The organism is Mangrovactinospora gilvigrisea (assembly GCF_001879105.1).
Taxonomy (GTDB): Bacteria; Actinomycetota; Actinomycetes; order Streptomycetales; family Streptomycetaceae; genus Mangrovactinospora; species Mangrovactinospora gilvigrisea.
This window is the reverse complement of sequence record NZ_MLCF01000146.1, coordinates 21,195-47,263: the sequence shown is the minus strand read 5'-3', so window position 1 is coordinate 47,263 and position 26,069 is coordinate 21,195. Positions and strand designations below refer to the sequence as shown.

The window sequence follows — 26,069 nt, the reverse complement described above, 5'->3', positions numbered from 1 at the left end:
CCGCCACCCCTGCCGAACCCACCCCCCAGCTCCGCCGGATATCCGTGGTGCGCCCGCCCGACCGGGTGAGCGGCCCGCCCCGCACCTGGGACTGGATCCTCGCCGCCGATCCCGGCCTCGGCCATCTGCAGAACGGCTGGCGCACCCTGCTCGGCATGGTCACCGGGCTCGCGGCCGGCTACGGCACGGGGCAGGCGCTCGGCGTCCCCGCGATGCTGGGCCTGATGGTCGGCGGAATGCTCGGCCTGATGTCGGGCTTCGCGGTCTCCGAGAACACCGCCCGGCGCACCGCCCGCTCGATGCTCTACCTGCCCGTGCCGTACGCCGCGTCGCTGGCGCTCGGCGCCTGGCTGGCGCCGCACCGGGGTCTCGAACTGGTGCTGATCGGGGCCGCGTTGACGGCCACCTTCCTGCTGGTGCGGCTCGGCCCGCTGGGGCTGCTCACCGGGATGATGCTCTTCAACGGGCTGCTGGTCACCATGATCGTGCCCATTCCGACGGCGCTGCTCGGCAAGCTGGCGCTCATCGCGCTCGCCGCCGCCGTCGGCATCCTCGCCGTCCGGCTGCTGCTCGCCCGGCCCACCCCGCGCGAGGACCTGCTGCGCACCCAGCGGGCCTTCGTGGTGCACACCCGCGCCGTGGTGGACGCGGCCGCCGCCGCGCTGGAGCCCGGCGCCCGGCCCGAGCGGGCGCTGCGCCGGATGGACCGCGCCCTGCAGCGGGTCAACGTCACCACCCTCACCATCGACGGCCGGCTCGCCGAGCCCGAGATGGCCGCCGACCCGGAGGCCGCGGAGCTGCTCCACCAGCACCTGTTCGACGCCGAGGTGGCGCTGGACGGGCTGGGCCGCGCGGTGCGCGGCCTCGCCGGCCGGCCCGGGGTGCCCGGCCCGCTGCGGGAGGCGCTGGTGGTGGCCCTCCGCATCGCCCGCGACGCCCATCTGGGCCGGGTCGGCGCGCTGCACCCGGCGGCGGACGTGGTCCGCCACGAGGCGCGCACCGGCACCGCGGACGCCGAGGCGGCCGCGCGGGCGCTGCGCGCCGCGGAGCTGCTGGACGCCCTCGCCGACTCGCTGGCCCGCTGGCTGGAGCTGGGCCGCAGCACCCCGCGGGCGGCCGGCCGGGTGCCGTTCCACCCCACCGTGGTGCTGGAGCGCGGGCTGCCGGCCGGCAGCGGCCCGGCGGCCCAGGAGCTCGTCGACCGCAAGGGCGGCAGCGGCTGGCGCCGGGCGGTGCCCGTGCTGCGGGTGCCGCTGCAGGTCGGGGTCGCCGCGGCGGTGGTGATCCCGGTGGCCGACGCGGTCAGCGGGCACCGCTTCTACTGGGGCCTGATCGGCCTGATGATCGTCTCGTTCGGCACCAACACCACCCACGAGAAGCTCCGCAAGTTCGCGCACCGCATGGTGGGCACGGTGATCGGCGCGGTGCTGGGCATCCTGACGGCCCGTCTGCTGGCGCACATCGGCGGGCGCGCGCACGTCTGGTGGATGCTCGCGGTGATCGTGGCGTGCATCGCGCTGGGCGCCTGGGGCATGCAGCGCAAGTACGCGTACTGGGTGATCGGCCTGGTCGTCGCGCTCTGCCAGATGTACGCCTTCGAGACGCCGATGTCCGGGATGGACGGGCTGCTGGCGCTCCGCCTCGGCGAGAACGCGCTGGGCTTCGCGATCGGCACGGCCGCCGCCGCGCTGATCATCCCCGTCTCGACGCGCGGCGTCCGGCTGGAGGCGGTGCGCGGCTGGCGGCAGGCGCTCGCCGAACTCGCCGAGCAGGTCGCCGAGCGCTGGCGGGAGCCCGAGGCTCCGGTGCGGCTGCGCGGCTCGGCCCGCGCGGTGGACGCGGCGCTCTTCCGGGCGCAGGCGGTGGCCCGGCCGCTGGTGCGGATGCCGTCCGGCCTCGCCTCCCGGCGCGATCTGGGCCTGGGCCTGGCGGCCTCGGCGACCCGGCACGCCAAGCGGCTGGCCACCGCGGCGGACGTCGATGTGCAGCTCTCCCCGCGGGTGCGGGCCGAGGTGGGGCGGATCGCCGGGCGGCTCGCCGAGTCGCTGCGCGAGGTCGACGCGCCCTGGCACCGGATCGCCCCGGCGGCCCGCGCGCTCGCCGCCGACCCGGACGCGGCCCGCCTCGCCGTCGCCCTGGACGAGCTGGCCGCGCTGGACGACACCCTCGCCCGCCTCGCCGAGTCCCGCGGCCGCCCCCTGGAGGACGACCCGGCCACGGCGCCCGTCCGCCCCCGGGCGCGGGCCCGCGGCATCCTGGTGCGCGGCGAGGTGCGGTGCGCCGAGCACCCGGACGGCTGCGCGGGCTGGGTGACGGTGGTCGACGAGCGGGGCCGGCGGCGGGCCCGGGTGCGGATGTGCGCGGGGCGGTTCACCCTCTCCGGGCTCGCCCCCGGCGGCTGCACCCTGGTCGTCTCCGGCGCCCAGCACCCGCCGCGCGCCGAGTTCCTCCTGGTGCGCGGCGGCCCGGGCAGCGAGCAGCACCTTCGGATGCGCCTCTGAGCCCGCCTCCCCGACCCCGCCTCGCCCGTACGGCGGATCTGCGAGGCTGTGGGGGACGCCGAGCGGAGGGAGCGCGCACATGTGCGGACGGTATGCGTCGAGCGCCAAGCCGGAGGACCTGGTCGCGCTCTTCGGGGTGGAGTACCGGGAGCCGGAGGAGACGCTCGCGCCCGACTGGAACATCGCGCCGACCAAGCCGGTCTGGGCCGTGCTGGACCGGCCGCGCAGGGACAGCGGCTCGGAGGAGCCCGTCCGCCAGCTGCGGGTGCTGCGCTGGGGCCTCGTCCCGTCCTGGGCGAAGGACCCGGCGATCGGCGGCAAGATGTTCAACGCCCGGGCCGAGACGGTCGCCGAGAAGCCGGCCTACCGCCGGGCCTTCGCGCGCCGCCGCTGCCTGCTGCCGGCCGACGGCTACTACGAGTGGCACACCTATTCGGCGGCCGAGGCGAAGGAGCGGGGGGTGAAGAAGCAGCCGTACTTCATCCATACCGCGGACGGCTCCCCGATGGCCTTCGCCGGGCTCTACGAGTTCTGGCGCAACCCGGAGGCGCCCGAGGACGACCCGGCGGCCTGGATCGCCAGCTGCAGCATCATCACCACCGCGGCCGAGGAGGAGCTCGCCCCGATCCACCCCCGGATGCCGCTGGTGCTGCCCTCCGACCGGTTCGACGCCTGGCTGGACCCGTCCCTCACCGAGCCCGAGGCGGTCCGCCCGCTTCTGGAGGCTCCGGCGCCGGGGCGGCTCGCCGTGCGGCCCGTCTCGGCGGCCGTCGGCAACATCCGCAACAACTCTGCCGAGTTGATGGCGGAGGCCGAGCCGGCCGGGGGCGGGACGCTCTTCTGACGGGTTGTGCGGGCCGGGAATGGAACGGCGCCGGAGGGCGTTGACACCGTCCGCAGGGATTTGAACGCCGTCCCGGACCCGGAACGACACGACGGAGGTTCTCGTCGGATGAGTGGCATCGCATGCCCCGCTCGGCCGAGCGGCTCGACCGCGCTTTACCCGGCCGCACTATTCTCCATTGCTGGCGGCTCCACCCAGGAGTCCGCCGGCGAACACATGGAGGAGGTGGTTCCGGTCACCGGCACCGAGAAGGCCGAGCAGGCGGCGGCACAGGCCGCGAAGACGGCGGAGGCGCCCGGCGGCGAGAGCGACGAGGAGCGCACCGCGCGATTCGAACGCGACGCGCTGGGCTACCTCGACCAGCTGTACTCCGCGGCGCTGCGGATGACCCGCAACCCGTCGGACGCCGAGGACCTGGTCCAGGAGACCTACGCGAAGGCGTACGGGTCGTTCCACCAGTTCCGCGAGGGCACCAACCTCAAGGCGTGGCTGTACCGCATCCTCACCAACACCTTCATCAACTCGTACCGCAAGCGGCAGCGCGAGCCGCAGCGCGGCGGTACCGAGGAGATCGAGGACTGGCAGCTGGCGCGCGCCGAGTCGCACATGTCGACGGGGCTGCGCTCCGCCGAGTCGCAGGCGCTCGACCACCTGCCCGACTCGGACGTGAAGCAGGCGCTGCAGGCGATCCCGGAGGAGTTCCGGATCGCCGTCTACCTCGCCGACGTCGAGGGCTTCGCCTACAAGGAGATTGCGGACATCATGGGGACACCGATCGGAACGGTGATGTCCCGACTGCACCGCGGCCGCCGTCAACTCCGCGGCATGCTGGAGGACTACGCGCGCGAGCGCGGCCTGCTGCGCGGCGCGGACGCGGACTCCCTGGCGGCGTCGTCCGCCCAAGGCAGCAACGGGGCCGAAGCGAAAGGCGCGGAGTCATGAGCTGCGGCGAGCCGCACGAGACGGCCTGCTCGGAGGTGCTCGACCACCTCTACGAGTTCCTCGACAACGAGATGACGGACGTCGAGCGGGTCAAGTTCCGCGAGCACTTCGACGAGTGCTCCCCGTGCCTGGAGAAGTACGGCCTGGAGCAGGCGGTGAAGAAGCTGGTGCACCGCTCCTGCGGCTGCGACGACGTCCCCGACGACCTCCGCGGCAAGGTGCTCGGCCGGATCCGCCAGCTGCGCGCCGCGGCGGACGTGCCCGGCGAGGCGTGACCGTCTGACCGCCCGGGTCCGACCCGGCGCGCGGCGGCAGGGCGCGCGCCGGTGCTTTGCGCCCGCACCCCCCGTACGGCCCCGTTCGACCCCATCAGGGTCCAGGATGTCCTCGGATGTCCGTGGATTCCCCTTGGGGACGGGCGGGGCCGTATGGTGTCGACGCGCGGCACCCTGCGCCGCCAAAGCGCAGGCCGGGCGGAGAGTTTCGTCGATGGGGTGGGGAAAGTGTGGAAGATTGTCGACCGCTGCGGGCGACACCGTGCGCGGTCGCCGCTGGGGCGGCATCGTGGAGGGATCCGCACCGCTGGGGCCCTCGGTGGATCGGCGGTACGGTGCGGAGCAGCAGGCGGGGCAGCAGGTGGTCCGGCAGTGAGGACGTCGCAGTGAAGTTCTTCGGCAAGTCGCGGAACCGGCCGTCGGCCACCTGGCGGCAGACGACGGACCGCGCGTTCTCGATGATCGACAACGGCCGCTACGAGGACGCGGGCGCCCTGCTGGTGCGCGCCGCGGACCTGGAGCCGTGGCTCTCCGACTCCTGGTACAACCTGGCGCTGCTGCACAAGTTCCGGCACGACTGGGAGCAGGCCCGGATCGCCGGCCTGCGGGCCGTCGCCCTGCTGGACCGCGACCAGGACGCGCCGGACTGGTGGAACCTGGGCATCGCCGCCACCGCCCTGCACGACTGGCCGCTGGCCCGGCGCGCCTGGCAGGAGTACGGCCTGCCGGTGCCGCAGGGCGACGGCGCCATCGAGGCCGACTACGGCTCGGCGCCGGTGCGGCTCTCCCCGCAGGGCGAGTCCGAGGTGGTGTGGGGCCGCCGGCTCGACCCGTGCCGGGTCGAGGTGCTCTCCATCCCGCTGCCGTCCTCGGGGCGGCGCTGGGGCGAGGTGGTGCTCCACGACGGCGTGCCGAACGGCGAGCGGGTGACGCTGGACGGCGACGTCTACCCCGTCTTCGACGAGATCGAGCTGTGGGCGCCCTCGCCGGTGCCGACGTTCGTGGTGGTGCTGCAGGCCGCCACCGAGAAGGACCGGGACGCGCTGGAGCGCGCGGTGGCCGCGGCGGGGTTCGCCGCGGAGGACTGGTCCTCGTCGGTGCGGCTGCTGTGCCGGGCGTGCTCGGAGGGCCGGATGGTGACCGGTTCGGGCGAGCCGGGCGACGAGGCCGAGTTCGGCCACTCCACGGGGATGCCGGGCGGCTCCGGCGAGGGGCTGCCGCCGCACGACCACGGCCATCTGGGGCGTGCGGGCGGCGTGGAGTGGCTCGCCGAGCGCGAGTGCGGCATCGCGGCGCCGACGGGCCTGGTGCGCGGCCTGCTGGACGCCTGGGCCGCGGAGGCGCCGGACGCCCGCGACTACCGGGACCTCGAAGAGGTCTGCTGAGCGGGCGCCGGGCCGGCGCGCGCCCCCCGCGCGGCTAGAGGTCGAGCCCGTACGCGTGCAGCAGGGCCTCGGGGATCGGGTACCAGTCGCGGTCGGGCAGCCGGGTGAAGCCGAGGCGGCGGTAGAGGCGCTGCGGCGTCGCGTTGGAGGCGATCACCGAGAGGACGATCCGCTCCAGGCCGGCCCCGCGGGCGCGGTCGACGCAGGCGCGGACGAGGGCCTCGCCGACACCCCGGCCGCGGGCGGCGGCGTCGACGGCGAGCATCCGGAACTCGGCCTCGCCGGGGCGGGCGATCTCGCGCATCGCGCTGGCGGCGGTGACGTACGTCACCGTGCCGAGGACGGCCTCGCCGCCGTCGGTGGCCACGAGGAGGTCGGCGACGGCCGCGCGGCCGGCGGCGTCGCGCAGGTGGACGAGGTAGCTGTCGTCGGGGGAGAGGCCGGCGCCGTCGACGTACGCGGTCGCGGTGAGCGTGCCGATGCGGTCGAAGTCGGTCGGGGTCGCCTCGCGGATCTGCATGTCCATGCGGTCCAGTGTGCTCACCGCCGCCGCCCCTGTTCGAACTTCGGCGCCTCTGCACCCCGGCACCCCGCCCGGGGCCAGTCGCGCGGTGGCTCAGCAGCAGCGGAAGCCCTGGCGGGGGTCGGACTCGCGGGCCTTCATCCGGCGGATCTCGAACTCGCGCCGCGACAGCGGCTGGTGGCCCGCGGCGCGCTCGCGCTCCACGTAGCGGTCGTAGGCCGACTCGCCCGTCAGCTCGCGGACGTACCACCGGATCTTCGCCGTCACACCGCTCATTCCCGCCGCCTCTGTCCGCCCTCGCTGGTCAGCCCCGCCTCGGCCAGCTCGGCGCGCTCGGCGCGAGTCGCGACGAGCCCCGCCGGGGCCACGTACCGCGACTCTACATACGGCGTCTCCTGGGGGCGATGGGCCTCCGGCCGGCGCACCGCGGCGACGCACACCCGGGCCGCGTCCGCCAGCACGATGACGATGAGCACCGCGAAGACGGCCGAGAGCACCCCGTCCACCGTGGAGTTGGTGACCACCGTGTGCATGTCCCCCATGCTCTTCGCGGGGGCCAGCACCTTCCCGTGCGCGATCGCGTCCTGGTAGGTGCTGCGCTGCGCGAAGAAGCCCAGCTTCTTGTCGCCGGAGAAGACCTTCTGCCAGCTGGCGGTGAGGGTGACCGCCGCGTCCCAGACCAGCGGGACGCCCGTCACCCAGGCCCACTTCAGCCGCCCCGACTTCACCAGCAGCACCGTGCACACCGCCAGCGCCACCGCCGCCAGCAGCTGGTTGGCGATGCCGAAGAGCGGGAAGAGCTGGTTGACGCCGCCCAGCGGGTCCTTGACGCCGGACCACAGGAACCAGCCCCAGAGCGCCACCACGACCGCGCTGCACAGCACCAGACCCGGCCACCAACTCACCCGCTTGAAGGGCTTGATGACGTTGCCGAGGGTGTCCTGCAGCATGAAGCGGCCCACCCGGGTGCCCGCGTCCAGCGCCGTCAGGATGAAGAGCGCCTCGAACATGATCGCGAAGTGGTACCAGAACGCCTTCATCGAGGCGCCGCCGAACGCCTTGGCCAGGATCGTGGAGAGCCCGATGGCCAGGGTGGGCGCGCCGCCGGTGCGGGAGAGCAGGGTCTTCTCCTGAACCGCGTGCGCCGCGGCGGCGAGCTGGCCGGGCGTGATGGTGTAGCCGAGGTTGGCGACGGCGTGCGAGGCGGTCGCCACCGTCTTGCCGATCACCCCGGCCGGCGCGTTCATCGCCAGGTAGAGCCCCGGGTCCAGGACGGACGCGGCGAGCAGCGCCATGATGCCGACGAAGGACTCCATCAGCATCGCGCCGTAGCCGATCATCCGGACCTGCGTCTCCTTCTGGATCATCTTCGGGGTGGTGCCCGAGGAGATCAGCGCATGGAATCCGGACAGCGCCCCGCAGGCGATGGTGATGAAGACGAACGGGAAGAGCGAGCCGGCGAAGACCGGTCCGTCGCCGCGGGACGCGAAGTGCGTGATGGCCTGCATCTTCAGGTCGGGCAGCGCGATGAGCACGCCGACCGCCAGCAGCGCCACCGTCCCGATCTTCATGAAGGTGGAGAGGTAGTCGCGCGGCGCCAGCAGCGTCCACACCGGCAGGATCGAGGCGACGAAGCCGTAGCCGACCATCCACGCGGTGAGCGCCTTGGGGGAGAGGGTGAAGGTCGCGGCCCAGGAGGAGTCGGCGACCCAGTGCCCGCCGAGGATGGCGAGGATCAGCAGGGCGATGCCGATCAGCGACACCTCGGAGATCCGCCCCGGCCGCAGCCAGCGCAGATAGCCGCCCATCAGCAGCGCGATGGGGATCGTCATGCCGATCGAGAAGGTGCCCCACGGCGACCCGGCGAGCGCGTTGACGACCACCAGCCCGAGCACCGCCAGCAGGATGATCATGATGGCGAAGACCGCGACGAGCGCGGCGGCGCCGCCGAACGGGCCGATCTCGTCCCGGGCCATCTGGCCGAGCGAGCGGCCGTTGCGGCGCACCGAGAAGAAGAGCGTCACCATGTCCTGCACGCCGCCCGCGAAGACGACTCCCGCGATGATCCAGATGGTGCCCGGGAGGTATCCCATCTGCGCGGCGAGGACCGGGCCGACGAGCGGGCCGGCGCCGGCGATGGCGGCGAAGTGGTGGCCGAGCAGCACGCGGCGGTCGGTGGGGTGGTAGTCGACGCCGTTGTCGAGGCGCTCGGCGGGGGTGGCGCGGGTGGCGTCGACGCGCAGCACGCGGGTGGCGATGAAGCGCGCGTAGAAGCGGTAGCCGATGGCGTACGAGCCGAGGGCTGCCGCCAGCATCCATGCGGCGGAGACGTGTTCGCCGCGGGCGAGGGCGAGGACGGTCCAGCCGGCGGCGCCGATGAGCGCCACGGCGGTCCAGATGATGACGCGTGTTAATGCGGGCACGGTTGGACGTTAGGGCAGGTGCGTGTCGGCCGCCAGACCGTGGTGGGTCGCTGTTGCCGCTCCTTGTTCGAACCTCGGCGCCTCTGCACCCCGGCACCCCGCCCGGGGTCGGCGTGGCGAGGGCGCCGCGGGTGGCCAAGCCCGCTCAGCGGGGGCGCTGGAGGCGGGCGACGAACTTGTAGCGGTCGCCGCGGTAGACGGAGCGGACCCACTCCACCGGCTCGCCCTGGTCGTCGCGGCTGTGCCGGGAGAGCAGCAGCATCGGCAGCCCGGTGTCCGTCCCCAGCAGGCCGGCCTCCCGCGGGGTGCAGAGCGAGGTCTCGATGGTCTCCTCGGCCTCGATCAGGTGGACGCCGTAGACCTCGGTCAACGCGCTGTACAGCGACCGGTACTTGAGCAGGTTGCGGCGCAGCGCCGGGAACCGCTTCGCCGACAGGTGGGTCGTCTCGATCGCCATCGGCTCCGAGTTGGCCAGCCGCAGCCGCTCGATGCGCAGCACCCGGCCGCCCTCGCGGATGTCGAGCAGCCGGGCCAGCCGCTCGTCCGCGGTGACGTACCCGATGTCCAGCAGCTGGGAGGTGGGCTCCAGGCCCTGCGCGCGCATGTCCTCGGTGTAGGAGGTGAGCTGGAGGCTCTGGGCGACCTTGGGCTTGGCGACAAAGGTGCCCTTGCCCTGGATCCGCTCCAGCCGTCCCTCCACGACCAGCTCCTGCAGCGCCTGCCGGACGGTGGTGCGGGAGGTGTCGAACTCCGAGGCGAGCGTCCGCTCCGGGGGGACGGGCGTGCCGGGCGGCATCGTCTCCGTCATCTGGAGCAGGTGCTTCTTGAGCCGGTAGTACTTGGGCACGCGCGGGCTCTTGTCCGTCGACCCGGTCCCGGACGCTTCGACCATGCCCACCGCTCCTCCTGCCGCGCCCTGCCCCCGCGCCGGTCCGGGGGTGCCGGTTCCGTTCGTCACCGTGTTCCTCCAAGAGAATCGCGCACAGCCAGTTGTAGAACTTTGGCACGTCCGGGCAGGCCGCCGCGCCCCTGCTGCGGCCGGTACGCGCGTTGATCGGGCCGGTACCGGACGCTTCCCTTCAACTCTTGTCAGATTCCGGACACGTAACACGGTGTCAGGCCCGCTTGCAGGCGTCTTGACCCTCCGCATGGTCCATGCCAATGTCTTCATAATGGTCTAAACCATTGTGCGACGCAGGACATCCTACGACTCGCCGATCCGCCCGTCTTGTGCGGTCCTCGTGCGTGTTCGTGATCGTTTACAACGATGTCCGGCAACCTCTGGACATCGCAGCGTGGTCTAGTCCACGATGGAGCACAACACCGCACAGGTGCCGCATGGGCCGGAAGGCCGGGTGTGCCGCCCTGATCCACACCCGCCTCCGAAGGCCGACCCTGCCCCGGGAGCCCCGCACAGCTCCCCGGGCGGACGAGTCGGCGATCAGAACCCGCGGCGCGGCGGAGGGCTGAGGGTCCCTCCGCCGCAGCCGCGGGTTCTCGTCTCCCCGGGAGCGCATCGCGCGCCCGGGGTGCGGCACGCTTCGTCCAACCCCTTTCCGAACCCCTTGAAGAACCGGGGCGGTTGGGCCTAGCCTCGGCGTTCGACCCGCTAGAACACCGGGCGGTCGGTGGCACCAGGAGGATGACGGCAGTGCAGCGCAGGACCTCACGCGACATCCGCACGGCCAACCGCTACGCCGTCCTCCGGCAGGTCATCGCCGGCTCCCCGGCCTCCCGCCAGAAGCTCGCCGCCGCCACCGGCCTGAGCCTCGCCACCGTCGCCAACCTGGTCGGCGAGCTGATCGAGCGGCGCATGGTGCTGGAGGTCGGCTTCGAGGAGTCGGACGGCGGGCGGCCCCGCGGCCTGGTCGCCGCCAACCCCCGCGGCGGCGTCCTGATCGGGGTCGACCTCGGTGAGACCTTCATCCACGCCGAGGCCTACGACCTGCGGCTGGAGGTACTGGCCACGGCCGGCGGCGAGTTCGGCGCGGACGAGAGCCGGCCGGACGCGGTGGCCGACCGGATCACCGCGGCGGTCACCGAGGTCGCCGCCAAGGCCGCCGTCCACGGCGAGGTGCTCGGCGTCGGCGTCAGCGTCCCCGGCCAGGTCGACCGGGAGCGCGGCATCGCCGTCTTCGCGCCCAACTGGGACTGGCGGGACGTCCCGCTGCACGATCTGCTCGCCGCCCGGCTGCCCGGCCCGCTCCACCTGGACAACCCGATGCGCGCCGCGATGGCCGCCGAGCTGTGGTTCGGCGCCGCCCGGGACTGCGCGGACGCGGTCGCGGTGATCCTCGGCACCGGCGTCGGCGCGGGCCTCGCGGTGGGCGGGGCGCTGCACCGGGGCCGCAGCAACAGCGCGGGGGAGTGGGGCCACACCACGCTGGTGCTGGACGGGCGGCCGTGCCGGTGCGGCAACCGCGGCTGTGTGGAGGCGTACACCGGGGCGCCGGGCATCATGCGGACGCTCGCCGAGCTGCGGCCCGGCAGCCCGCTGCTGCGGGAGGGCGACCAGCAGGCGACGGTGCGCGGGCTGGGGCGCGCGGCGGCGGGCGGGGACTCGGACGCGCTGGCGGTGGTGGAGGAGACGGCCCGCTGTCTGGGCGCCGGCGTCGCCGACCTGGTGAACCTGCTGAACCCCGAGGTGGTGGTGCTCAGCAGCTGGGTCGCGGAGGCGCTCGGCGAGACGCTGGTCCGGGCGGTGCGCGGCGCGGTGGCGGCGCGGGCGCTGGCGCGGCCGTGGGGCGCGACGCGGATCGCGCTGAGCCGGCTGGGGAGCAGCGCGGTGAGCCTCGGCGCGGCGAGCTTCGCGCTCGAGGGGGCGCTGGCGCCGCTGCGGGGCCGCCTCGCCGGGTGAGCGGTCGTGTTTCCGCGGGGGCGGGAGCGTGATGGTTTTGATTCTGATCGACTTCGTCTAACCCCTTGCTGAAGTGTTGACGGATGGTTAACGTCACCGCCCACAAACGCACTTGAGCCGTCATCATCAGACAAGGGAGTCGTCATGTCGGCAGTGTCTGGTCCGCACCGCCCCAGCCGCAGAGCCATCCTGCGCTCCGCCGGCGCCCTCGCCGCCCTCGGTCCGCTCGCGGCCTGCGGCAACAACAACGGCCGCGGGGGGTCGTCCTCGGGCGGCGGCAAGTCGATCTCGCAGTGGTACCACCAGTACGGCGAGAAGGGCACGCAGCAGGCCGCGCAGAAGTTCGCCAAGGCCTACAAGAAGGCCGACGTCAGCATCCAGTGGGTGGCGGGCGACTACGGCAGCAAGCTCTCCGCCGGGCTGCTCTCCTCCAGCGGGCCGGACGTCTTCGAGGACCAGCCCAACATCCAGATGGTCAAGGCGAAGCAGGCCGTCCCGCTCGACGACATCGTCGGCCCGGTCAAGGGCGACTACCTCCCCGCGGACATCGCCTCGCACACCATCGACGGCAAGATCTACGGCGTCCGCATGATCGACGACCCGCAGTTCTTCTACTACCGGAAGTCGCTCTTCGCCAAGGCCGGCGTGCAGGTGCCCACCACCCTCGACGAACTGATCGCGGCCGCCGCAAAGTTGACGAACGGCAAGATGAAGGGCGTCTTCCTCGGCAACGACCTGCACGGCATCGCCGCCCCGCTGGTCTGGTCGGCCGGCGCCGACACCCTGACCGCCGATCACAAGCCTGCGTACCACACCGACGCGGTCGTCGGCGGGCTGAAGTCGCTGCGCACGCTGTGGACCAGCGGGCACCTGCTCACCGGCGCGCCCACCGACTACACCGACCCGGGCTCGTTCCTCAACGAGCTGTGCGCGATCCAGTTCTGCGGCATGTGGGCGATGCCCGCGATCCTCGCCAAGTTCCCCGGCGACGTCGGCGTCTTCCCGTTCCCCAAGGTCGGCGACGCGGGCAAGCTGTCGGTCTACAACGGCGGCTGGTCGGCGTTCGTGTCGTCCAAGGCGAAGGACGTCGACGCGGCGAAGGCGTTCGTCAAGTGGCTGTGGATCGACCAGACCGCGTACCAGAAGGAGTGGGCGCTCAACTACGGCTTCCACATCCCGCCGCGGGCCTCCATACGGTCGCAGGCCACCAAGCTGCAGTCCGGCGTGGCCGCCGACGGCGTCAAGCTCTTCAACACCTACGGGCACTTCGACAACCCGGCGTTCACCCCGGCCATGGCCACCGCGCTGCAGGCGGTGCTGGCGGACTCGGTGCGCTCCGGGGGTGACCCCGGCAAGGCCCTCGACAAGTGCGACACCACCGTCAACGGCCAGCTCAAGCAGCTGTTCGGCTGACCCGGCAGGCCGGAGGCATCGCCATGTCGCGCACCACCCGCGCCTTCTGGCTCTTCACCGGACCCTTCCTGATCGGGCTCGTGGTCTTCGTCTACATCCCGATCGGGTGGAGCCTGTGGCTCAGCTTCTTCGAGGCCAAGGGGACGGTGACGCCCACCAGGTTCGTCGGCCTCTCCAACTACGCCGACATGCTGAGCAACGGGGACTTCGTCCACTCGCTGCTCGTCTTCACCGTCTTCGCCGCGTTCATCGTCCCCGTGACGTACGCGGTGTCGCTGGGGCTCGCCCTGCTGGTGCACCGGCTGAGGTTCATGAAGGCCTTCTTCCGGTCGGTGTTCTTCCTGCCGACCGCGGTCTCCTATGTGGCCGCGTCGCTGATCTGGAAGATGTCGATCTTCCAGGGGCTGCGGTTCGGGCTCGCCAACACCGTCATGGGCTGGTTCGGGATCCACTCGGTCTCGTGGCTCGCCTCGCCGCACCCGCCCTGGTACTGGCTGGTCATCGTCAGCCTGCGGCTCTGGCTGCAGTGCGGCTTCTACATGATCCTGTTCCTGGCCGCGCTGCAGAGCATCCCGCCCCACCTCTACGAGGCGGCCGCGATCGACGGGGCCAAGTCGGGGTGGCAGACCTTCCGGTACATCACCTTCCCGCAGCTGCGGGCCACTTCGGTGGCGGTGGTGCTGCTCCTGCTGATCGCCGCGTACCAGGCGTTCGACGAGTTCTACAACCTGCTCGGCTCGGGCACCACCTGGGGGCGCACCCCGCTGCTCTACCTCTACCAGGTGGCGCTCGGCCAGAACCAGGACTATGGGCACGGCAGCGCCGGCGCGCTGGTCCTCGCCGTGCTCATCTGCGTCGTCACTCTGCTCCAGGGCCGGATCCTGGGCTTCGGAAGGGGGGAGGACTGATGTCCAGGAGTCCGATGGGACGCTCCCGGCTCGGCTCCGCCGGGATCTACTCGGCGGTCGCGGTGGCCGCGGTGCTCTTCCTGGTGCCGTTCTACCTGATCATCAGGAACGCCCTCTCCACCGAGCAGGACATCATGGGCGCCGCCTGGGTGTGGTTCCCGGCGCATCTGCAGTGGGGCAACTTCGGCGAGCTGTTCGACGACACCAGCGTGCCGTTCCTGCACTCCATGCTGGTGTCGCTGGAGGTCGGCGTGCTGCACACGCTCGGCACCCTGCTGGTCTGCTCGCTCGCCGGCTACGGGCTGGCGCGGATCCCCTACCGGCACGCCAACAAGGTCTTCTACGCCGTGCTGGCCACCCTGATGGTGCCGGCCTCGGTGACCTTCGTGCCCAGCTTCGTGCTGGTCTCCTCGCTGGGCTGGGTCTCCGACCTGCGCGGACTGATCATCCCGGGGCTCTTCACCGGGTTCACCGCCTTCCTCTTCCGGCAGTACTTCCTGGGCTTCCCCAAGGAGCTGGAGGAGGCGGCCCGGGTGGACGGGCTCGGCTACTGGGGCGCCTACTGGCGGATCGTCGTCCCCAACTCGCTCAACTTCTTCGCCGCGATCGGGGTGATCACCTTCATCAACGGCTGGAACTCCTTCCTCTGGCCGCTGGTCATCGGCCAGGACCAGAGCTCCTGGACGGTGCAGGTGGCGCTCTCCACCTTCATCACCGCGCAGACCATCAACATCCACGAGCTGTTCCTGGCCGCCGGGATCTCCATCCTCCCGCTGGTGCTGGTCTTCGTGGCGCTGCAGCGCTGGCTGGTGCAGGGCGTGGCGCAGGCCGGGATCAAGGGCTGAGCAGCCGATCGCGGGCCGCCGGGGGTGCGGCCGCGTCGGGCGTCGGGGCACCCGCAGGTGACAATGGGCGGGTGCCCTCGATGAACGAACTGGTCCGCGACCACACCGAGCTCTCCGACGACGACCTGGCCCACCTGCATCTGCTGGTCGCCGAGTGGCAGCTGCTCGCCGACCTGTCCTTCGCCGACCTGGTGCTGTGGATCCCGACCGTGGACGGCACCCGGTTCGTCTCGGTGGCGCAGATGCGGCCCAACACCGGTCCGACGTCCTACCAGGACGACATGGTGGGCCGGCTGGTGCCGCGCGGCCGCCGCCCGATGCTGGACGACGCCCTGGACGAGGGCCGCATCGTGCGCGAGGGCGACCCGGAGTGGCGCGAGCAGGTGCCGGTGCGCGTCGAGTCGATCCCGGTGCGGCGCGGCGAGAAGGTGCTCGGCGTGATCGCCCGCAACACCAATCTGCTCACCGTGCGCACCCCCAGCCGGCTGGAGCTGACGTATCTGGAGTCGGCGGCCAATCTCGCCCAGATGATCGCCGCCGGGATGTTCCCCTTCCCCGGGCAGGAGCCGCGCCCCGGCGGCGCGCCGCGCGTCGGCGACGGGCTGATCCGCCTCGACGAGGCCGGGGTGGTGCAGTACGCCAGCCCCAACGCGCTCTCCTCCTACCACCGGCTCGGCCACGCCGCCGATCTGGTGGGCCATCACCTGGGCCGGCTCACCGCCTCGCTCGCCCCGGTCAGCCGCAAGACGGTCGACCCGATGGGGGAGAGCCTGGAGGCGGCGGTCGGCGGACGGGTGCCGCGCAGCGGCGAGGCCGAGGGCTCGGACGGCATCGTCCGCTTCCGCGTCATCCCGCTGACCCCGCACGGCGCGCGGATCGGCTCGCTGGTGCTGGTGCGGGACGTCACCGAGCTGCGCACCCGCGAACGCGAGCTGATGAGCAAGGACGCCACCATCCGGGAGATCCACCACCGGGTGAAGAACAACCTCCAGACGGTCGCGGCGCTGCTGCGGCTGCAGGCCCGGCGCGGCCCGGACGAGGCGCGCTCGGCGCTGGAGGAGGCGATGCGCAGGGTGACGTCGATCGCGCTGGTGCACGACACGCTCTCGCAGAACCTCGACGACACCGTGGACTTCGACGAGATCGTCGACCGGGTGCTGCGGATGGTGGCGGAGCTGGCCCCGGGCGGCGTCGTCCGCACCCGGCGCACCGGGCGGTGCGGGACGCTGCCGGCGGACGTGGCCACGCCGCTGGCGATGGCGCTCACCGAGGTGCTGCAGAACGCGCTGGAGCACGGCTTCGCGGATCTGCACGCCGGCGGCACCGGAGGCACGGTCGAGGTGACGGCGCTGCGCGACCGTGGCCGGCTGCGGCTGTCGGTGATCGACGACGGCGCGGGGCTGCCGGCGGACTTCGACCCGGACGGGTCGGACAGCCTGGGCCTGCAGATCGTGCGGACGCTGGTGGCCGGCGAACTCGGCGGCAAGTTCGAGATCGTCCCGGCGGAAGTCGCGGGAACGCGGGCGGTGTTGGACGTCCCACTTCCGGGGTGATCGGGTATTCGATACCCGACCCGGCGTGAAGTGGCGTTCGCCGGCGCGCAGTTGAGTTGCGGGGCGCGCCGGCGGAATAGGGGGCGCGAACGCGTCCCGAACGTGCTGCTTGTGTGCCGCGAACGCCAACGAGCCCCGGCTTTCGCCGGGGCTCATCGGGGTACGTCAGGTCTGAAGCTGCTGCCGAGGGGTGAGGCGGGGCGAAGCCCTCGGATCAAGAGGCGGCGCTGCGGGCCCGGTTGCGGGCGGCACGGCGCTTCATCGCGCGGCGCTCGTCCTCGCTCAGGCCGCCCCAGACACCGGCGTCCTGACCGGTCTCGAGGGCCCACTTGAGGCACTGCTCGACGACCGGGCAACGCCGGCACACGGCCTTGGCCTCCTCGATCTGCAGCAGCGCGGGACCAGTGTTGCCGATGGGGAAGAAGAGCTCGGGGTCTTCCTCGCGGCACACAGCGCGGTGGCGCCAGTCCATAGCTGCTCCATCTCCTTCTGCCCGGGCCCTGTCGGGTCCCAACGGGCGACGTTCTGCGTCTGGTTGATGCTGCGGGGTCTTGTGAATGTGAACGCTTTCACGAATCCTGTCGCGCCACAAGGGGTGGACGCAGTGTTGCCGCGTCTACGGAGGGTGCTACAGGTGGATTCGGGCGGTTCGTTCGGCCTTGGTGTTGCGGGCTCGTTTCCGACCGCCAAGAAGAGAGTCGCAAACCTCAGCGTTAGATACAAGCCCTTCCGGGAAGGATTTTTGGAATCCCTGGTGAGGCGTGGGTCACAGGTCGCGACCGGAGGGTCGTGAGGTCTGTTGGTTTCAAGTAAAAGGACTTTCGGCTCTTCTGATCACACAATCACACGCAGTGCTCGGCGAACGCCAACGAACCTGGCGGTGGAGACGGGACCCAGGTGGTCCCCGTCCACCTGGAAGGGCAGGGGTGCGGCGGCGGTCAGGGTGAACTCGTCCACGTCATGGAGCGCTACCATGTGCCGCCCTCGCGGTCCGCGGCCGTTCGGGGCGAGCGCCTGGCGGGCGTAGCGGGCGGTGGTGAGCACCGACATCCGGGTCAGTCCGAACATGTCGAGGCCGGTGTCGAACGACGCGTGCGGCGTCAACTGCACCGGGTGGCTGCCGATGTAGGTCCACGGCGAGGTGTTGGAGACGATCGCCAGCGACAGGCCGTCGGCGACCACGTCCTCGCGGACGGTGCCGCCGCCGTCCTGGTCGGGGCGGCTGAGGGTGAGCCGGACGCGCTGCTCGGGCGGCAGCCGGCGCTCGTCCGCGAACTGCCAGAAGACCTGCTGGAGATAGAGCCCCGCGGTGGAGCGGCGGCCCGCGCTGCGGTAGCGCTCCACCCGGCCCACCACGCCGGCGTCGAAGCCCATGCCGGCGGCGAAGGTGAACCAGCGATCCGTCTCGTGGTCGGTGCCCGGGTCGATCACCGCGCGCCCCAGGCCGACGCGGCGGGAGGTGCCGCGCTCCAGCGCGTCCAGCAGGATGCCGGCCGCCTCGACCGGATCGTTGGGCAGGCCGAGGCCGCGGGCGAAGACGTTGGTGGAGCCGCCGGGGACGACGGCGAGGCCGGGCGTGCCCGCGGCGGGGCCCTCGGCGAGGAGGCCGTTGACGACCTCGTTGACGGTGCCGTCGCCGCCGAGCGCCACCACCAGGTCGATGCCGTCCTCGGCGGCCTGCCGGGCGAGCTCGCGGGCATGGCCGCGGTACTCGGTGGCGGCGACCTCGAGGGTGTCGAGCCGGCTCTCCAGGGCGCGTGCGAGCACCTGGCGGGACCGCTCGGAGGTGGTCGTCGCACTGGGATTCGCCACGAGGAGTGCCCGCATGCGCGCCATTATGTACGAGGGCCGCGACGCCCCCGGTGATCGCCCCGGCGCGGTGGCTACCCTGGACGGATGAGCATCCGAGAAGACGAGGCCGTGGCGGCCGGCGCGGCGGCCGCGGATGGCGCGGAGCACGCGGTGCACCGGCCGGGGACGGTGCTGGGCGCGGCGGCGGTGGCCGGGGTGCAGGCGGTCGCGCTCGCGGTGTGGGGGCTCTACATCATGGCGGCGCCGCTCTTCGCCTCCGGCGGGGACCTGGTGCGCGCCGAGGCCGGCGGGGTGGTGCTGCTGCTGTGCGCGCTGCTGCCGGGGATCGCGGTGCGCGGGCTGTGGCAGCTGAAGCGGTGGGGACGGGGGCCGGCGGCGACGCTGAACCTGTGCTGCCTGCCGGTCGGCTACACGGTGTGGCAGCAGGGCGGCTCGCTGGTGTGGGTGGGCATCCTGGTGATGGCGACGGCGATCGCCGGCCTCGTCTGCCTGGTCCACCCCCGGACCAGCGCCGCCCTCGACGTCCACCGCCGCGCCTAGGCTCCGCCCCCGACGCGCCGCCCTCCGCCCCGGCGCCCCGGCCGGACGCCGGGCGTCCGTGCGGGGGCACCGGAAGCCGGGGTGCTACTCCTCGACGAGGAGTTTTTCGCGGAGTTGGGCGAGGGTGCGGGCCAGCAGGCGGGAGACGTGCATCTGGGAGATGCCGACCTCCTGGGCGATCTGCGACTGCGTCATGTTGCCGAAGAACCGCAGCAGCAGGATCTTCTTCTCGCGCGGCGGCAGCTGCTCCAGCAGCGGCTTGAGGGACTCGCGGTACTCGACGCCCTCGAGCGCCTCGTCCGGTTCGCCGAGGGTGTCGGCGACCGCCGGGGAGTCCTCGTCGCTGTCCGGGACGTCCAGCGACAGCGTGGAGTAGGCGTTCGCCGACTCCAGGCCCTCCAGGACCTCCTCCTCGGTGATGCCGAGGTGCTCGGCCAGCTCGTGCACCGTCGGGGAGCGCCCGTTGCGCTGGGAGAGCTCGCTGGTGGCGGTGGTCAGCGACAGCCGCAGCTCCTGCAGGCGGCGCGGCACGCGCACCGCCCAGCCCTTGTCGCGGAAGTGCCGCTTGATCTCGCCGACCACGGTCGGGGTGGCGTAGGTGGAGAACTCGACGCCGCGGTCGGGGTCGAACCGGTCCACCGATTTGATCAGGCCGATGGTGGCGACCTGGGTGAGGTCGTCCAGCGGCTCGCCGCGGTTGCGGAAGCGCCGGGCGAGGTGCTCCACCAGGCCGAGGTGCTGCTGCACCAGCCGGTTGCGGATCTCCTCGCGGCGCGGGTCGCCCCGCTCGAGCTGGGCCAGCTCCATGAACAGGGCGCGCGTCGCGGCGCGTTTGCGCTGGACCGCTGCGGCCTGTTCGTCCTGCTGCTCGTCCGGCGCGGGCGGGTCGCTCTGCTCCGCCGGGTTTCTGGGCTCTTCCACGTGCTCGGCGTGTTCCTTCGCGGGCTGGGGCCTTTGCTGCGGGATGCCGCGGAGGGCCGAAGGATCATCAGGCCGAGGCGGCTGCGGGGGCTGCGGTGCGCGGTTTGCGGGAGTCACTGCGGTGGGGGCTGTCCGGGTTCGGCGCCGCGCTTCTTGTGGAGGCTGATGCTGACGACCTTGTACTGCGGGTCGCCGCTGTCGGCCTCGTCGGCGACGGTGGCCTCCACCTCTCCGGCCAGCGCGGTGAGCACCGTCCACGCGAAGGTGTCGCGCTCGGGGGCGCGGCCGTCGGTGGTCGGGGCCGAGACGGTGACCCAGAGGGAGTCGCCGACCTGGCGGAACGAACAGGTCAGCAGCCCTTCGGGGACCGCCTGCTGGAGCAGGATCGCGCAGGCCTCGTCCACCGCGATGCGGAGGTCCTCGATCTCGTCGAGGGTGAAGTCCAGCCGCGCGGCCAGGCCGGCCGTCGCGGTGCGCAGTACGGACAGATAGGCGCCGTTGGCCGGCAGCCTCACCTCGACGAAGTCCTGCCGCCCGGATTCGCCTGCTTGCTGGGACACCCTCACCTCCACGGTGGCGCACGGCGGGTCGCGTGCTTCGTTGCATGTGCGGACAGTGCTGCGGTTCCTCCACGCCGCGGCGCGACCCGCGGGGCCCGCGCCGCGAGTCCTGCCTGTGACGCTACCGTGCCGAAACCTCGCGTGTCGCCATGGCGTTGGACCTGCACAGGGCCGCGGCGCGCGCGGGTGCCCGGCAGGGCGAGCTCGCATCACATAGTGTAAGTCAGCGGGTACGCACCGTGGCAGGGGGCGACCCGGACTTCGGGGGGAGTCGCGGGGGTTCCGCTCATACCAACTGCATGTCGACATAGCACCAGCGCCAGGCCTGGCCGGGCTCCAGGGTCCTCATGACCGGGTGCCCGGTGGCGAGGTGATGCCCCGTCGCATGGCGTCCCACACTCGAATCGCAGCAGCCGACGTGCCCGCAGGTCAGGCAGATCCGCAGCTGGACCGGGTCGGTGCCGTCGCGGCGGCACTCCGGGCAGGTGTCGTCGTTCGGGGCGGGCTCCGGGGCGGGCAGGTCCCCCAGATGCCGACATGTGCCCATGTCTCCGGTGCTGCTGGCAGTCATGCGGACAGGTTATGCAATCCCCGGACGGGTCCGCCGGAACCGGCGCCGGTGGCGGAACCGGCTCCCGGGGGTCCGCGTCCTCCGGGGAACTGCCGCACACGCCACGGGGACCCCATCCATGACATCCGCGTCCGCCACGTCCGCAGAGTCCACCGCCGCCGTCCTCCGCCTGCTCGCCCCGCACGCCGATCCCGACGAGATCCCGCTCGTCGAGGAGCGCCTCGGCCCGCTCCCGGTGCCCGTCGGGGAGACCGCCCGCGCCGCGCTGCTCGCCGCCCTCGACGCACCCCGCCCCGCCCGCCTCACCGCGCTCGCCGCGGACGCCCGCGCCGCCCGGGTGCTCGACGACGAGGTGGCGTCGGCGCTGGTGGCGAAGGCCCGCCCGGCCCGCTCGCTCGCCGCCCTGCTGGGCGGGGCCGCCGCCGACCCGGGGCGGCCCGCCGCCGCGCGGCTGTGCGAGCTGACGCACCGCCACCTGGGCCCCGACCCGGACCGCTGGTTCGCCGTGCACCGGGCGCTCGCCAAGCACCGCGGCACCCTCGCCGAGCTGCTCGACGCTGCGGTAACGCCGCCCGGCGGGCCCGTCCCGCCGCCGCCGCGCAGCGCGGACGAGACGTTCGCGCTGCTGCTGGCGCACGCCGCGGCCGAGGACCGCGCGGCCGTCGTCCGCCGGCTGACCGGGGCGCCGGCCGCCGCGCTGCTCGGGGAGGGGCCGCTGCCCGCCCAGGCCGTCCTGGACGCGGTCGCCGACCACGGCCCCGTCCCGGCCCGCGTGGTCCTCGCGGGACGCGCCCAGCTGGACGCCCGCGACCTCAAGCGCCTCACCGCGGACGGCGATCCGGCCGTCGACGAGGCCGTCTACGGCAACATGCGGACCACGCCCACGCTGCGCCGCGCCATCGCCGTCCGGGCCGGAGCGGCCGGCCCCGACGGCCCCTCGCGCGCGCTGCGCAAGCGGCTGCTGGCCGGCCGGGAGGGCTGGGAGGTGCTGCCGCTGCTGGTCTCCGGCGACGCCGACCTGACGGCCGTCGGCCTGCGCAACTCCTCGATCCGCAAGGCGGTGCAGCGCCAGGCGGTGCTGCACGTCTGGGAGCGGCAGGGCGAGAAGGGGGTGCGCGCGCTGCTGGCCAAGCGGCCGTCGGTCCGGCTCCTGGACAGCCTGCGGACGTTCGTCGAGGGGCTGCTGGAGGACCCGGGCGGCGCGGCGGGCGCGGCCGCGCTGCGCGCCGCCTGCCGGGCGGATGTGGACCTCGACGACCCGTCGGGCCTGCCGGAGCGGCTGCACAGCGGGGACAGCAACCTGGCCAACACCCGGCGGCGCCCGCGGAGCCGGTCGGCGCCGGGGCGCGGCGCCGCGCGGCGGAGCTGCTCGCCCGGCTCGCGGCGGCGCCGGCCTCGGAGTTCGCGGCGGACGGTACGGAGGCGGCGAACGGGGGGAGCCCGGCGGTGGAGGGGCCGTCGGGGCTGCGGCGCCCGATCGGCCGGCTCGCCGCCCGCGACCCTCACCTGCTGCACCGGTTCGTCCACGCGACCGAGGAGGTGGACGAGCTGCGGGAGTTCGCGCGGCGGCTGCGCGAGGCCCTGGGCGACGAACCGGAGCCCTGGCTGCGGCTGGTGACGGTGGTGGACGAGCTGCGGCGGACGCCGTCCCCGGCCGACAGCGTCCCGGACCTCGACGAGCTGCTGAAGCGGGCCGCCGACGTCCCGCCCGCCGGAACCGGGCCGGACGCGGACCACCCGGCCGTCCTCGCCGCTCTGATGGTCGCGGCGGGCCGGTCGGCCCGCGCCCGGCTGCTGCCCCTCGTCGGCGCCGGGCAGCGCAAGGAGCTGGCGCAGGCGGCCGACAGCCCCGCGGCGGACGGGCTCGCCGAGGACCTGCTCGCCGAGGGCGACCCCGAGCAGCTGCGGCTCCTCGCACGGCGCAGGTACCTGGACCCGGCGATCGCCGACCGGCTCGCCGAGCTGCCCGACCCGGCGATCGCCGAGGCCCTGCTGGAGGCCGCCGGCACGCCGCGCGCCCTGCGGCGCGCCGCCCGCGCGGCGGGCGCCGGCCCCGGCCTCTGCCCCCCGGCGGGCCGCCGCGCCCACACCTACACGACGGGCTGTCACGGGGTGCTGCCCGCGCTGCTGCACGCCCGCGACCCCAGGCTGATCGCGGCGGCGCTGGAGCGGCGCGAGCTGAAGTACACCCTCGCCGAGCAGCTCACCGCGGTGCTGGGCCTGATCGGGGCGGGCGCGGCGGATCGGGTCCCCGGGCTGATCGACCGCGGGGTGCTGGGGCGCTCGGCCGGCGCGTGCGCCGCGTCGGCGCTCGCCGCGTCCGACCCGGCGGCCGTGGTCCGGGCCCGGCTGGACAAGGAGCTGACCACCCGTCGGCTGGTGAAACGGGCGCGGGAGGTCGGGGGGAGCACGGTGGCGCTCACCCGGCTGACGCTGCTGGACTGGCGCGTCGACCGCGCGGAGCTGGCCGCCGCGCACCGCGAACGGCCGTTCATGGGCTGGCCGGAGCTGCTGCGGTACCTGGAGGAGCCGGGGGCGTCGGACGACCCCGGGGTGCTCTTCGGACGGCTGCGCGGGCTGCCCGAGGACGCCCTCGGGCCGATGGGCTGGTTCGACGACGCCGGCGCGGCCCATGCGGCGGACGCCTTTCTCTCCGGGATCGGGGCCGACCGGCTGACGGGCGCTCAGCTGGTGGAGGAGGTCCGCGAAGCGGCGACGGTGCTGGCGTGGCTGGACCGACTGGTGGCGTCCGGCCGCGGCCGCCGCTCGGCGGCCGTGCTGGAGACGGCGAGACGGGTGCGGGCGTCCGCCGCCGGCCCGGCGGCGTGGCGGTGGGACGCCGGGCTCACCGTGGCGGAGGTGCTGGCGGGGCCGTGAGGGGGTTCCCGAGCAGGGTCCCGCGCCGCCCGGCGGGCGCCGCCCGCGGCGCCGGTGGGACAGACTGTTCGGGTGAACGGCTCCCTGATCCTCCTTGTGGCGTGCGCGGTGGCGCTCGCCGGGCTGGCGCGCCGCATCGGCGTCTCGGCGCCGCTGCTGCTCGTCATCGCGGGCCTCGCCGCGACGTTCGTGCCCGGCGTCCCGTCCTTCGCGCTCGACCCGGAACTGGTTCTTCCGTTCGTGCTGCCGCCGCTGCTCTACAAGGAGGCGGTGGACAGCTCCTACCTCAACCTGCGCGCCTCGATGCGGCCGGTGGCGCTGCTCTCCGTCGGCTATGTGCTCTTCTCCACGCTGCTGGTGGGGTGGGTGGTGCACCTGGTGATCCCCGGGATGCCGGCGTCCGCCGCGCTCTGCCTGGGCGCGGTGCTGGCGCCCACCGACGCGGTGGCCGCGTCCGGCATCGCCCGCTCGGTGGGCCTGCCCGGCCGCTTCGTGACGCTCCTTCAGGGTGAGAGCCTCTTCAACGACGCGACCGCGATCACGCTCGTCCGGGTGGCGGTGGCGGCCGCGGTGGGCTCCGGCTTCTCGCTGCTGTCGGGGGTGGGCGAGTTCCTGCTGGCCTCGGTGGGCGGGGTGGCGGTCGGGCTGGTGCTCGGGGTGGTGGTGCAGTGGCTGCGCGTCCGGCTGCGCGACCCCCGGCTGCGGACGGTGCTGTCGCTGCTGATCCCGTTCGCCGCGTACGAGCTGGCGGAGAGCTTCGAGGCGTCCGGCGTGCTGGCGGTGGTGGTGCTCGGCGTCTATCTGGGGCACCGCTCGGCGACGGTGGACTACGCGGCGCGGCTCATCGAGGGCTCGGTGTGGAAGATGCTCGACTTCGTGCTGGAGGCGGTGGTCTTCGCGCTGATCGGGCTGCAGCTGCCGGTGGTGGTCTCGGGGCTGGGCCGGTGGTCGGCCGGTCAGCTCGCCGGGTACTCGGCGCTGGTGCTGGCGGTGCTGATCGTCGGCCGGTTCGTGTGGATGTTCCCGGGGGCGTGGCTGCCGCGGCTGATGTTCCGGTACATCCGCGAGCGGGAGCCGTCGCCCGGCTGGCAGGGGCCGGTGATCATGGCGTGGGCGGGGATGCGCGGGGTGGTCTCGCTGGCCGTGGCGTTCTCGATACCGCTGCGGACGGAGGACGGTTCGCCGTTCCCCGGGCGGGAGCTGATCCTCTTCCTGGTCTTCGTCGCGGTGATCGGGACGCTGGTGCTGCAGGGCTTCACGCTGCCGAAGGTGATCTCCTGGATGCGGCTGCCGAAGGAGGATCCGCAGCAGGCGACGCTGGCGGAGGCGTCCGCGCAGGAGGAGGCGTCGCGGGTGGCGCAGGCCCGGCTGGAGGAGCTGCTCGCCGAGCCGGGCAACCAGCTGCCGGAGGCGCTGGAGGAGCGGCTGCGGGTGGTGCTGACGCGGCGTCGGAACGCGGTCTGGGAGCGGATGGGCGCGGTGAACGCGGAGACGGGGGAGTCGCAGGACGAGACGTACCGCAGGCTCGCCCGGATCATGATCGAGACCGAGCGGGCGGAGTTCGTCCGGCTGCGGAACGAGCGGCGCATCGAGGACGAGCTGCTGCGGCGGCTGCTGCGGCGGCTCGACCACGAGGAGGCGGCGGTCGCGGGGTGAGGCGCCGCGGTTGCGGGGTGATGCTGCCTCAGGGCCTCAGGCGGTGGTGTGGGTGGGGCAGGTGAAGACGGGCCAGCCGTAGCGGGTGCCGTCGCCGGTGGTGGTGTAGGCGTACCCGGCCGGCCGCAGGCCGGCGACCTCGCCGCAGCGGATGCAGGCCTCGCCGTGCAGGCGGCGGAGGGCTTCGGCGTCGAGAAGCTGCAGTTCGGCGGTGTCGGCGTCCGCGAGGGCCTCGGCGGGGTCGGGCGGGCCGCCGTCGGCCGGGGGGTTGGTCACCTTCCTCACGGTAGCCGAGGGTGACCGCGCGGTTGCGGGATTGCGGCGGTGTTCACTCCGGGGCGGGGCGGCGGGCGGATGTGTCGGGGTCCAGTTCGAATATCGCGAAACCGGTTGGCGACGGAGCGACGGACGGTCACCATAGAGGCACGCTGGGGGCTGGAGGCCCGGCGCGGCGCCGGTCCCGCGGCGCGCGCGCCGGGTGCGGGGCACCTTCGGTGCGGTTCCCGCTTGCGTTGCCGCCCCTGCGGTCCCGCCCGGCTCGGGGTGTCAGGTCCGCGTTCGGCCGGCTGGTCCTTTCGCCGCCCTGAACCCCGGCACCCCACCCGACCTGGGCGCGGGGTCCGCGTTCGGGCGGTGGGCTGCTTTGCCGTCCCGGCGTCCCGT

24 protein-coding genes are annotated in these 26,069 nt (G+C 73.4%); 14 read left to right on the top strand and 10 right to left on the bottom strand.

Going from position 1 to position 26,069, the window contains the following annotated elements; translation table 11 throughout:
* The first annotated feature begins 1,340 nt into the window (after positions 1–1,340).
* The 5 genes from BIV57_RS26825 (at position 1,341) to BIV57_RS21610 (ending at position 5,947) form a co-directional block, all read left to right on the top strand.
* Entirely contained in the window at positions 1,341–2,501 is a 1,161-nt protein-coding gene (locus BIV57_RS26825; RefSeq protein WP_419185761.1) for an FUSC family protein, read from the top strand.
* A 79-nt stretch (positions 2,502–2,580) separates the two neighbouring features.
* A complete protein-coding gene (locus tag BIV57_RS21625) occupies positions 2,581–3,345 on the top strand; it encodes an SOS response-associated peptidase (protein ID WP_071658546.1) in 765 nt (254 codons plus the stop codon).
* 108 nt (positions 3,346–3,453) lie between these two features.
* On the top strand, positions 3,454–4,287 hold the full coding sequence (locus tag BIV57_RS21620) for a sigma-70 family RNA polymerase sigma factor (RefSeq protein WP_079170565.1): 834 nt from the start codon (positions 3,454–3,456) through the stop codon (positions 4,285–4,287).
* Positions 4,284–4,562, top strand: a complete 279-nt coding sequence (gene rsrA, locus BIV57_RS21615; RefSeq protein ID WP_071658544.1) for a mycothiol system anti-sigma-R factor — start codon at positions 4,284–4,286, stop codon at positions 4,560–4,562. The genes BIV57_RS21620 and rsrA overlap by 4 nt, the downstream gene beginning before the upstream one ends.
* Positions 4,563–4,948: 386 nt before the next feature.
* A complete protein-coding gene (locus BIV57_RS21610) occupies positions 4,949–5,947 on the top strand; it encodes a tetratricopeptide repeat protein (RefSeq protein WP_071658543.1) in 999 nt (332 codons plus the stop codon).
* A gap of 34 nt (positions 5,948–5,981) precedes the next feature.
* On the opposite strand, the gene BIV57_RS21605 is transcribed toward BIV57_RS21610, so the two are convergent.
* From BIV57_RS21605 to BIV57_RS21590, 4 genes are all read right to left on the bottom strand, one after another.
* On the bottom strand, positions 5,982–6,473 hold the full coding sequence (locus tag BIV57_RS21605) for a GNAT family N-acetyltransferase (protein WP_071658542.1): 492 nt from the start codon (positions 6,471–6,473) through the stop codon (positions 5,982–5,984).
* 90 nt (positions 6,474–6,563) lie between these two features.
* Positions 6,564–6,746 (bottom strand): YbdD/YjiX family protein, encoded by a 183-nt coding sequence (locus BIV57_RS21600; RefSeq protein ID WP_079170564.1) that lies wholly within the window; start codon positions 6,744–6,746, stop codon positions 6,564–6,566.
* Complete coding sequence (locus BIV57_RS21595) at positions 6,743–8,893, bottom strand: carbon starvation CstA family protein (protein WP_071658541.1); 2,151 nt, start codon at positions 8,891–8,893, stop codon at positions 6,743–6,745. Before BIV57_RS21595 ends, BIV57_RS21600 begins: the two co-directional genes overlap by 4 nt.
* Positions 8,894–9,038: 145 nt before the next feature.
* Positions 9,039–9,785, bottom strand: a complete 747-nt coding sequence (locus BIV57_RS21590; protein WP_071658540.1) for a GntR family transcriptional regulator — start codon at positions 9,783–9,785, stop codon at positions 9,039–9,041.
* A gap of 750 nt (positions 9,786–10,535) precedes the next feature.
* Between BIV57_RS21590 and BIV57_RS21585 the strand changes: the two genes are divergently transcribed.
* From BIV57_RS21585 to BIV57_RS21565, 5 genes are all read left to right on the top strand, one after another.
* Positions 10,536–11,750: an ROK family transcriptional regulator gene (locus tag BIV57_RS21585; RefSeq protein WP_071658539.1), complete on the top strand. Its 1,215-nt coding sequence runs from the start codon at positions 10,536–10,538 to the stop codon at positions 11,748–11,750.
* Positions 11,751–11,894: 144 nt separating this feature from the next.
* Positions 11,895–13,163: an ABC transporter substrate-binding protein gene (locus BIV57_RS21580; RefSeq protein WP_071658538.1), complete on the top strand. Its 1,269-nt coding sequence runs from the start codon at positions 11,895–11,897 to the stop codon at positions 13,161–13,163.
* Between the two features lie 23 nt (positions 13,164–13,186).
* On the top strand, positions 13,187–14,071 hold the full coding sequence (locus BIV57_RS21575; RefSeq protein ID WP_079170563.1) for a carbohydrate ABC transporter permease: 885 nt from the start codon (positions 13,187–13,189) through the stop codon (positions 14,069–14,071).
* Positions 14,071–14,916 (top strand): carbohydrate ABC transporter permease, encoded by an 846-nt coding sequence (locus BIV57_RS21570; protein WP_071658537.1) that lies wholly within the window; start codon positions 14,071–14,073, stop codon positions 14,914–14,916. The genes BIV57_RS21575 and BIV57_RS21570 overlap by 1 nt, the downstream gene beginning before the upstream one ends.
* 80 nt (positions 14,917–14,996) lie before the next feature.
* Positions 14,997–16,469: a sensor histidine kinase gene (locus BIV57_RS21565; protein WP_071658536.1), complete on the top strand. Its 1,473-nt coding sequence runs from the start codon at positions 14,997–14,999 to the stop codon at positions 16,467–16,469.
* A gap of 214 nt (positions 16,470–16,683) precedes the next feature.
* Here BIV57_RS21565 and BIV57_RS21560 read toward each other — a convergent pair whose 3' ends face one another.
* Together BIV57_RS21560 and BIV57_RS21555 are read right to left on the bottom strand one after the other, a co-directional pair.
* Positions 16,684–16,941, bottom strand: a complete 258-nt coding sequence (locus tag BIV57_RS21560; RefSeq protein WP_071658535.1) for a WhiB family transcriptional regulator — start codon at positions 16,939–16,941, stop codon at positions 16,684–16,686.
* A 362-nt stretch (positions 16,942–17,303) separates the two neighbouring features.
* The gene (locus tag BIV57_RS21555; protein ID WP_071658551.1) at positions 17,304–18,296 is read right to left on the bottom strand and encodes a diacylglycerol/lipid kinase family protein; all 993 of its coding nucleotides are present in this window, start codon (positions 18,294–18,296) and stop codon (positions 17,304–17,306) included.
* 69 nt (positions 18,297–18,365) lie between these two features.
* Here BIV57_RS21555 and BIV57_RS21550 point away from each other — a divergent pair, with 69 nt between their 5' ends.
* On the top strand, positions 18,366–18,821 hold the full coding sequence (locus tag BIV57_RS21550; RefSeq protein ID WP_139275751.1) for a hypothetical protein: 456 nt from the start codon (positions 18,366–18,368) through the stop codon (positions 18,819–18,821).
* An 84-nt stretch (positions 18,822–18,905) separates the two neighbouring features.
* Here the strand turns inward: BIV57_RS21550 and BIV57_RS21545 are convergent, their stop codons facing one another.
* The 3 genes from BIV57_RS21545 to BIV57_RS21540 all read right to left on the bottom strand — a co-directional run bounded on the left by BIV57_RS21545 (position 18,906) and on the right by BIV57_RS21540 (position 20,849).
* Positions 18,906–19,859, bottom strand: coding sequence for an RNA polymerase sigma factor SigF (locus BIV57_RS21545; RefSeq protein WP_419185759.1), 954 nt, complete (start codon positions 19,857–19,859; stop codon positions 18,906–18,908).
* The gene (locus tag BIV57_RS23665) at positions 19,856–20,302 is read right to left on the bottom strand and encodes an ATP-binding protein (RefSeq protein ID WP_079170562.1); all 447 of its coding nucleotides are present in this window, start codon (positions 20,300–20,302) and stop codon (positions 19,856–19,858) included. Before BIV57_RS23665 ends, BIV57_RS21545 begins: the two co-directional genes overlap by 4 nt.
* A 286-nt stretch (positions 20,303–20,588) precedes the next feature.
* Complete coding sequence (locus BIV57_RS21540) at positions 20,589–20,849, bottom strand: UBP-type zinc finger domain-containing protein (RefSeq protein ID WP_071658550.1); 261 nt, start codon at positions 20,847–20,849, stop codon at positions 20,589–20,591.
* A 142-nt stretch (positions 20,850–20,991) separates the two neighbouring features.
* Between BIV57_RS21540 and BIV57_RS21535 the strand changes: the two genes are divergently transcribed.
* The 3 genes from BIV57_RS21535 to BIV57_RS21530 all read left to right on the top strand — a co-directional run bounded on the left by BIV57_RS21535 (position 20,992) and on the right by BIV57_RS21530 (position 25,406).
* Positions 20,992–22,491: a hypothetical protein gene (locus BIV57_RS21535; protein WP_071658532.1), complete on the top strand. Its 1,500-nt coding sequence runs from the start codon at positions 20,992–20,994 to the stop codon at positions 22,489–22,491.
* Positions 22,413–23,750 carry a hypothetical protein gene (locus BIV57_RS25455; protein ID WP_175548821.1) on the top strand — a complete coding sequence of 446 codons (1,338 nt, stop codon included), beginning with the start codon at positions 22,413–22,415 and terminating at the stop codon, positions 23,748–23,750. The genes BIV57_RS21535 and BIV57_RS25455 overlap by 79 nt, the downstream gene beginning before the upstream one ends.
* A 72-nt stretch (positions 23,751–23,822) precedes the next feature.
* On the top strand, positions 23,823–25,406 hold the full coding sequence (locus BIV57_RS21530; protein ID WP_245797842.1) for a Na+/H+ antiporter: 1,584 nt from the start codon (positions 23,823–23,825) through the stop codon (positions 25,404–25,406).
* Positions 25,407–25,442: 36 nt separating this feature from the next.
* Here the strand turns inward: BIV57_RS21530 and BIV57_RS21525 are convergent, their stop codons facing one another.
* On the bottom strand, positions 25,443–25,682 hold the full coding sequence (locus tag BIV57_RS21525) for a hypothetical protein (RefSeq protein WP_071658530.1): 240 nt from the start codon (positions 25,680–25,682) through the stop codon (positions 25,443–25,445).
* Positions 25,683–26,069 lie beyond the last annotated feature (387 nt).

Excerpts from the sequence above, each read along its gene's own strand:
- BIV57_RS26825 (WP_419185761.1), top strand. The coding sequence starts at position 1,341 with ATGATCGTCTCGTTCGGCACCAACACCACCCACGAGAAGCTCCGCAAG.
- BIV57_RS21600 (WP_079170564.1), bottom strand. The coding sequence starts at position 6,746 with ATGAGCGGTGTGACGGCGAAGATCCGGTGGTACGTCCGCGAGCTGACG.
- BIV57_RS21605 (WP_071658542.1), bottom strand. The coding sequence starts at position 6,473 with ATGGACATGCAGATCCGCGAGGCGACCCCGACCGACTTCGACCGCATC.
- BIV57_RS21625 (WP_071658546.1), top strand. The coding sequence starts at position 2,581 with ATGTGCGGACGGTATGCGTCGAGCGCCAAGCCGGAGGACCTGGTCGCG.
- BIV57_RS21585 (WP_071658539.1), top strand. The coding sequence starts at position 10,536 with ATGACGGCAGTGCAGCGCAGGACCTCACGCGACATCCGCACGGCCAAC.
- BIV57_RS21590 (WP_071658540.1), bottom strand. The coding sequence starts at position 9,785 with ATGGTCGAAGCGTCCGGGACCGGGTCGACGGACAAGAGCCCGCGCGTG.
- rsrA (WP_071658544.1), top strand. The coding sequence starts at position 4,284 with ATGAGCTGCGGCGAGCCGCACGAGACGGCCTGCTCGGAGGTGCTCGAC.
- BIV57_RS21565 (WP_071658536.1), top strand. The coding sequence starts at position 14,997 with ATGAACGAACTGGTCCGCGACCACACCGAGCTCTCCGACGACGACCTG.
- BIV57_RS21555 (WP_071658551.1), bottom strand. The coding sequence starts at position 18,296 with ATGCGGGCACTCCTCGTGGCGAATCCCAGTGCGACGACCACCTCCGAG.
- BIV57_RS21540 (WP_071658550.1), bottom strand. The coding sequence starts at position 20,849 with ATGGGCACATGTCGGCATCTGGGGGACCTGCCCGCCCCGGAGCCCGCC.
- BIV57_RS21560 (WP_071658535.1), bottom strand. The coding sequence starts at position 16,941 with ATGGACTGGCGCCACCGCGCTGTGTGCCGCGAGGAAGACCCCGAGCTC.
- BIV57_RS21575 (WP_079170563.1), top strand. The coding sequence starts at position 13,187 with ATGTCGCGCACCACCCGCGCCTTCTGGCTCTTCACCGGACCCTTCCTG.
- BIV57_RS21570 (WP_071658537.1), top strand. The coding sequence starts at position 14,071 with ATGTCCAGGAGTCCGATGGGACGCTCCCGGCTCGGCTCCGCCGGGATC.
- BIV57_RS21535 (WP_071658532.1), top strand. The coding sequence starts at position 20,992 with ATGACATCCGCGTCCGCCACGTCCGCAGAGTCCACCGCCGCCGTCCTC.
- BIV57_RS21620 (WP_079170565.1), top strand. The coding sequence starts at position 3,454 with ATGAGTGGCATCGCATGCCCCGCTCGGCCGAGCGGCTCGACCGCGCTT.
- BIV57_RS21550 (WP_139275751.1), top strand. The coding sequence starts at position 18,366 with ATGAGCATCCGAGAAGACGAGGCCGTGGCGGCCGGCGCGGCGGCCGCG.
- BIV57_RS21580 (WP_071658538.1), top strand. The coding sequence starts at position 11,895 with ATGTCGGCAGTGTCTGGTCCGCACCGCCCCAGCCGCAGAGCCATCCTG.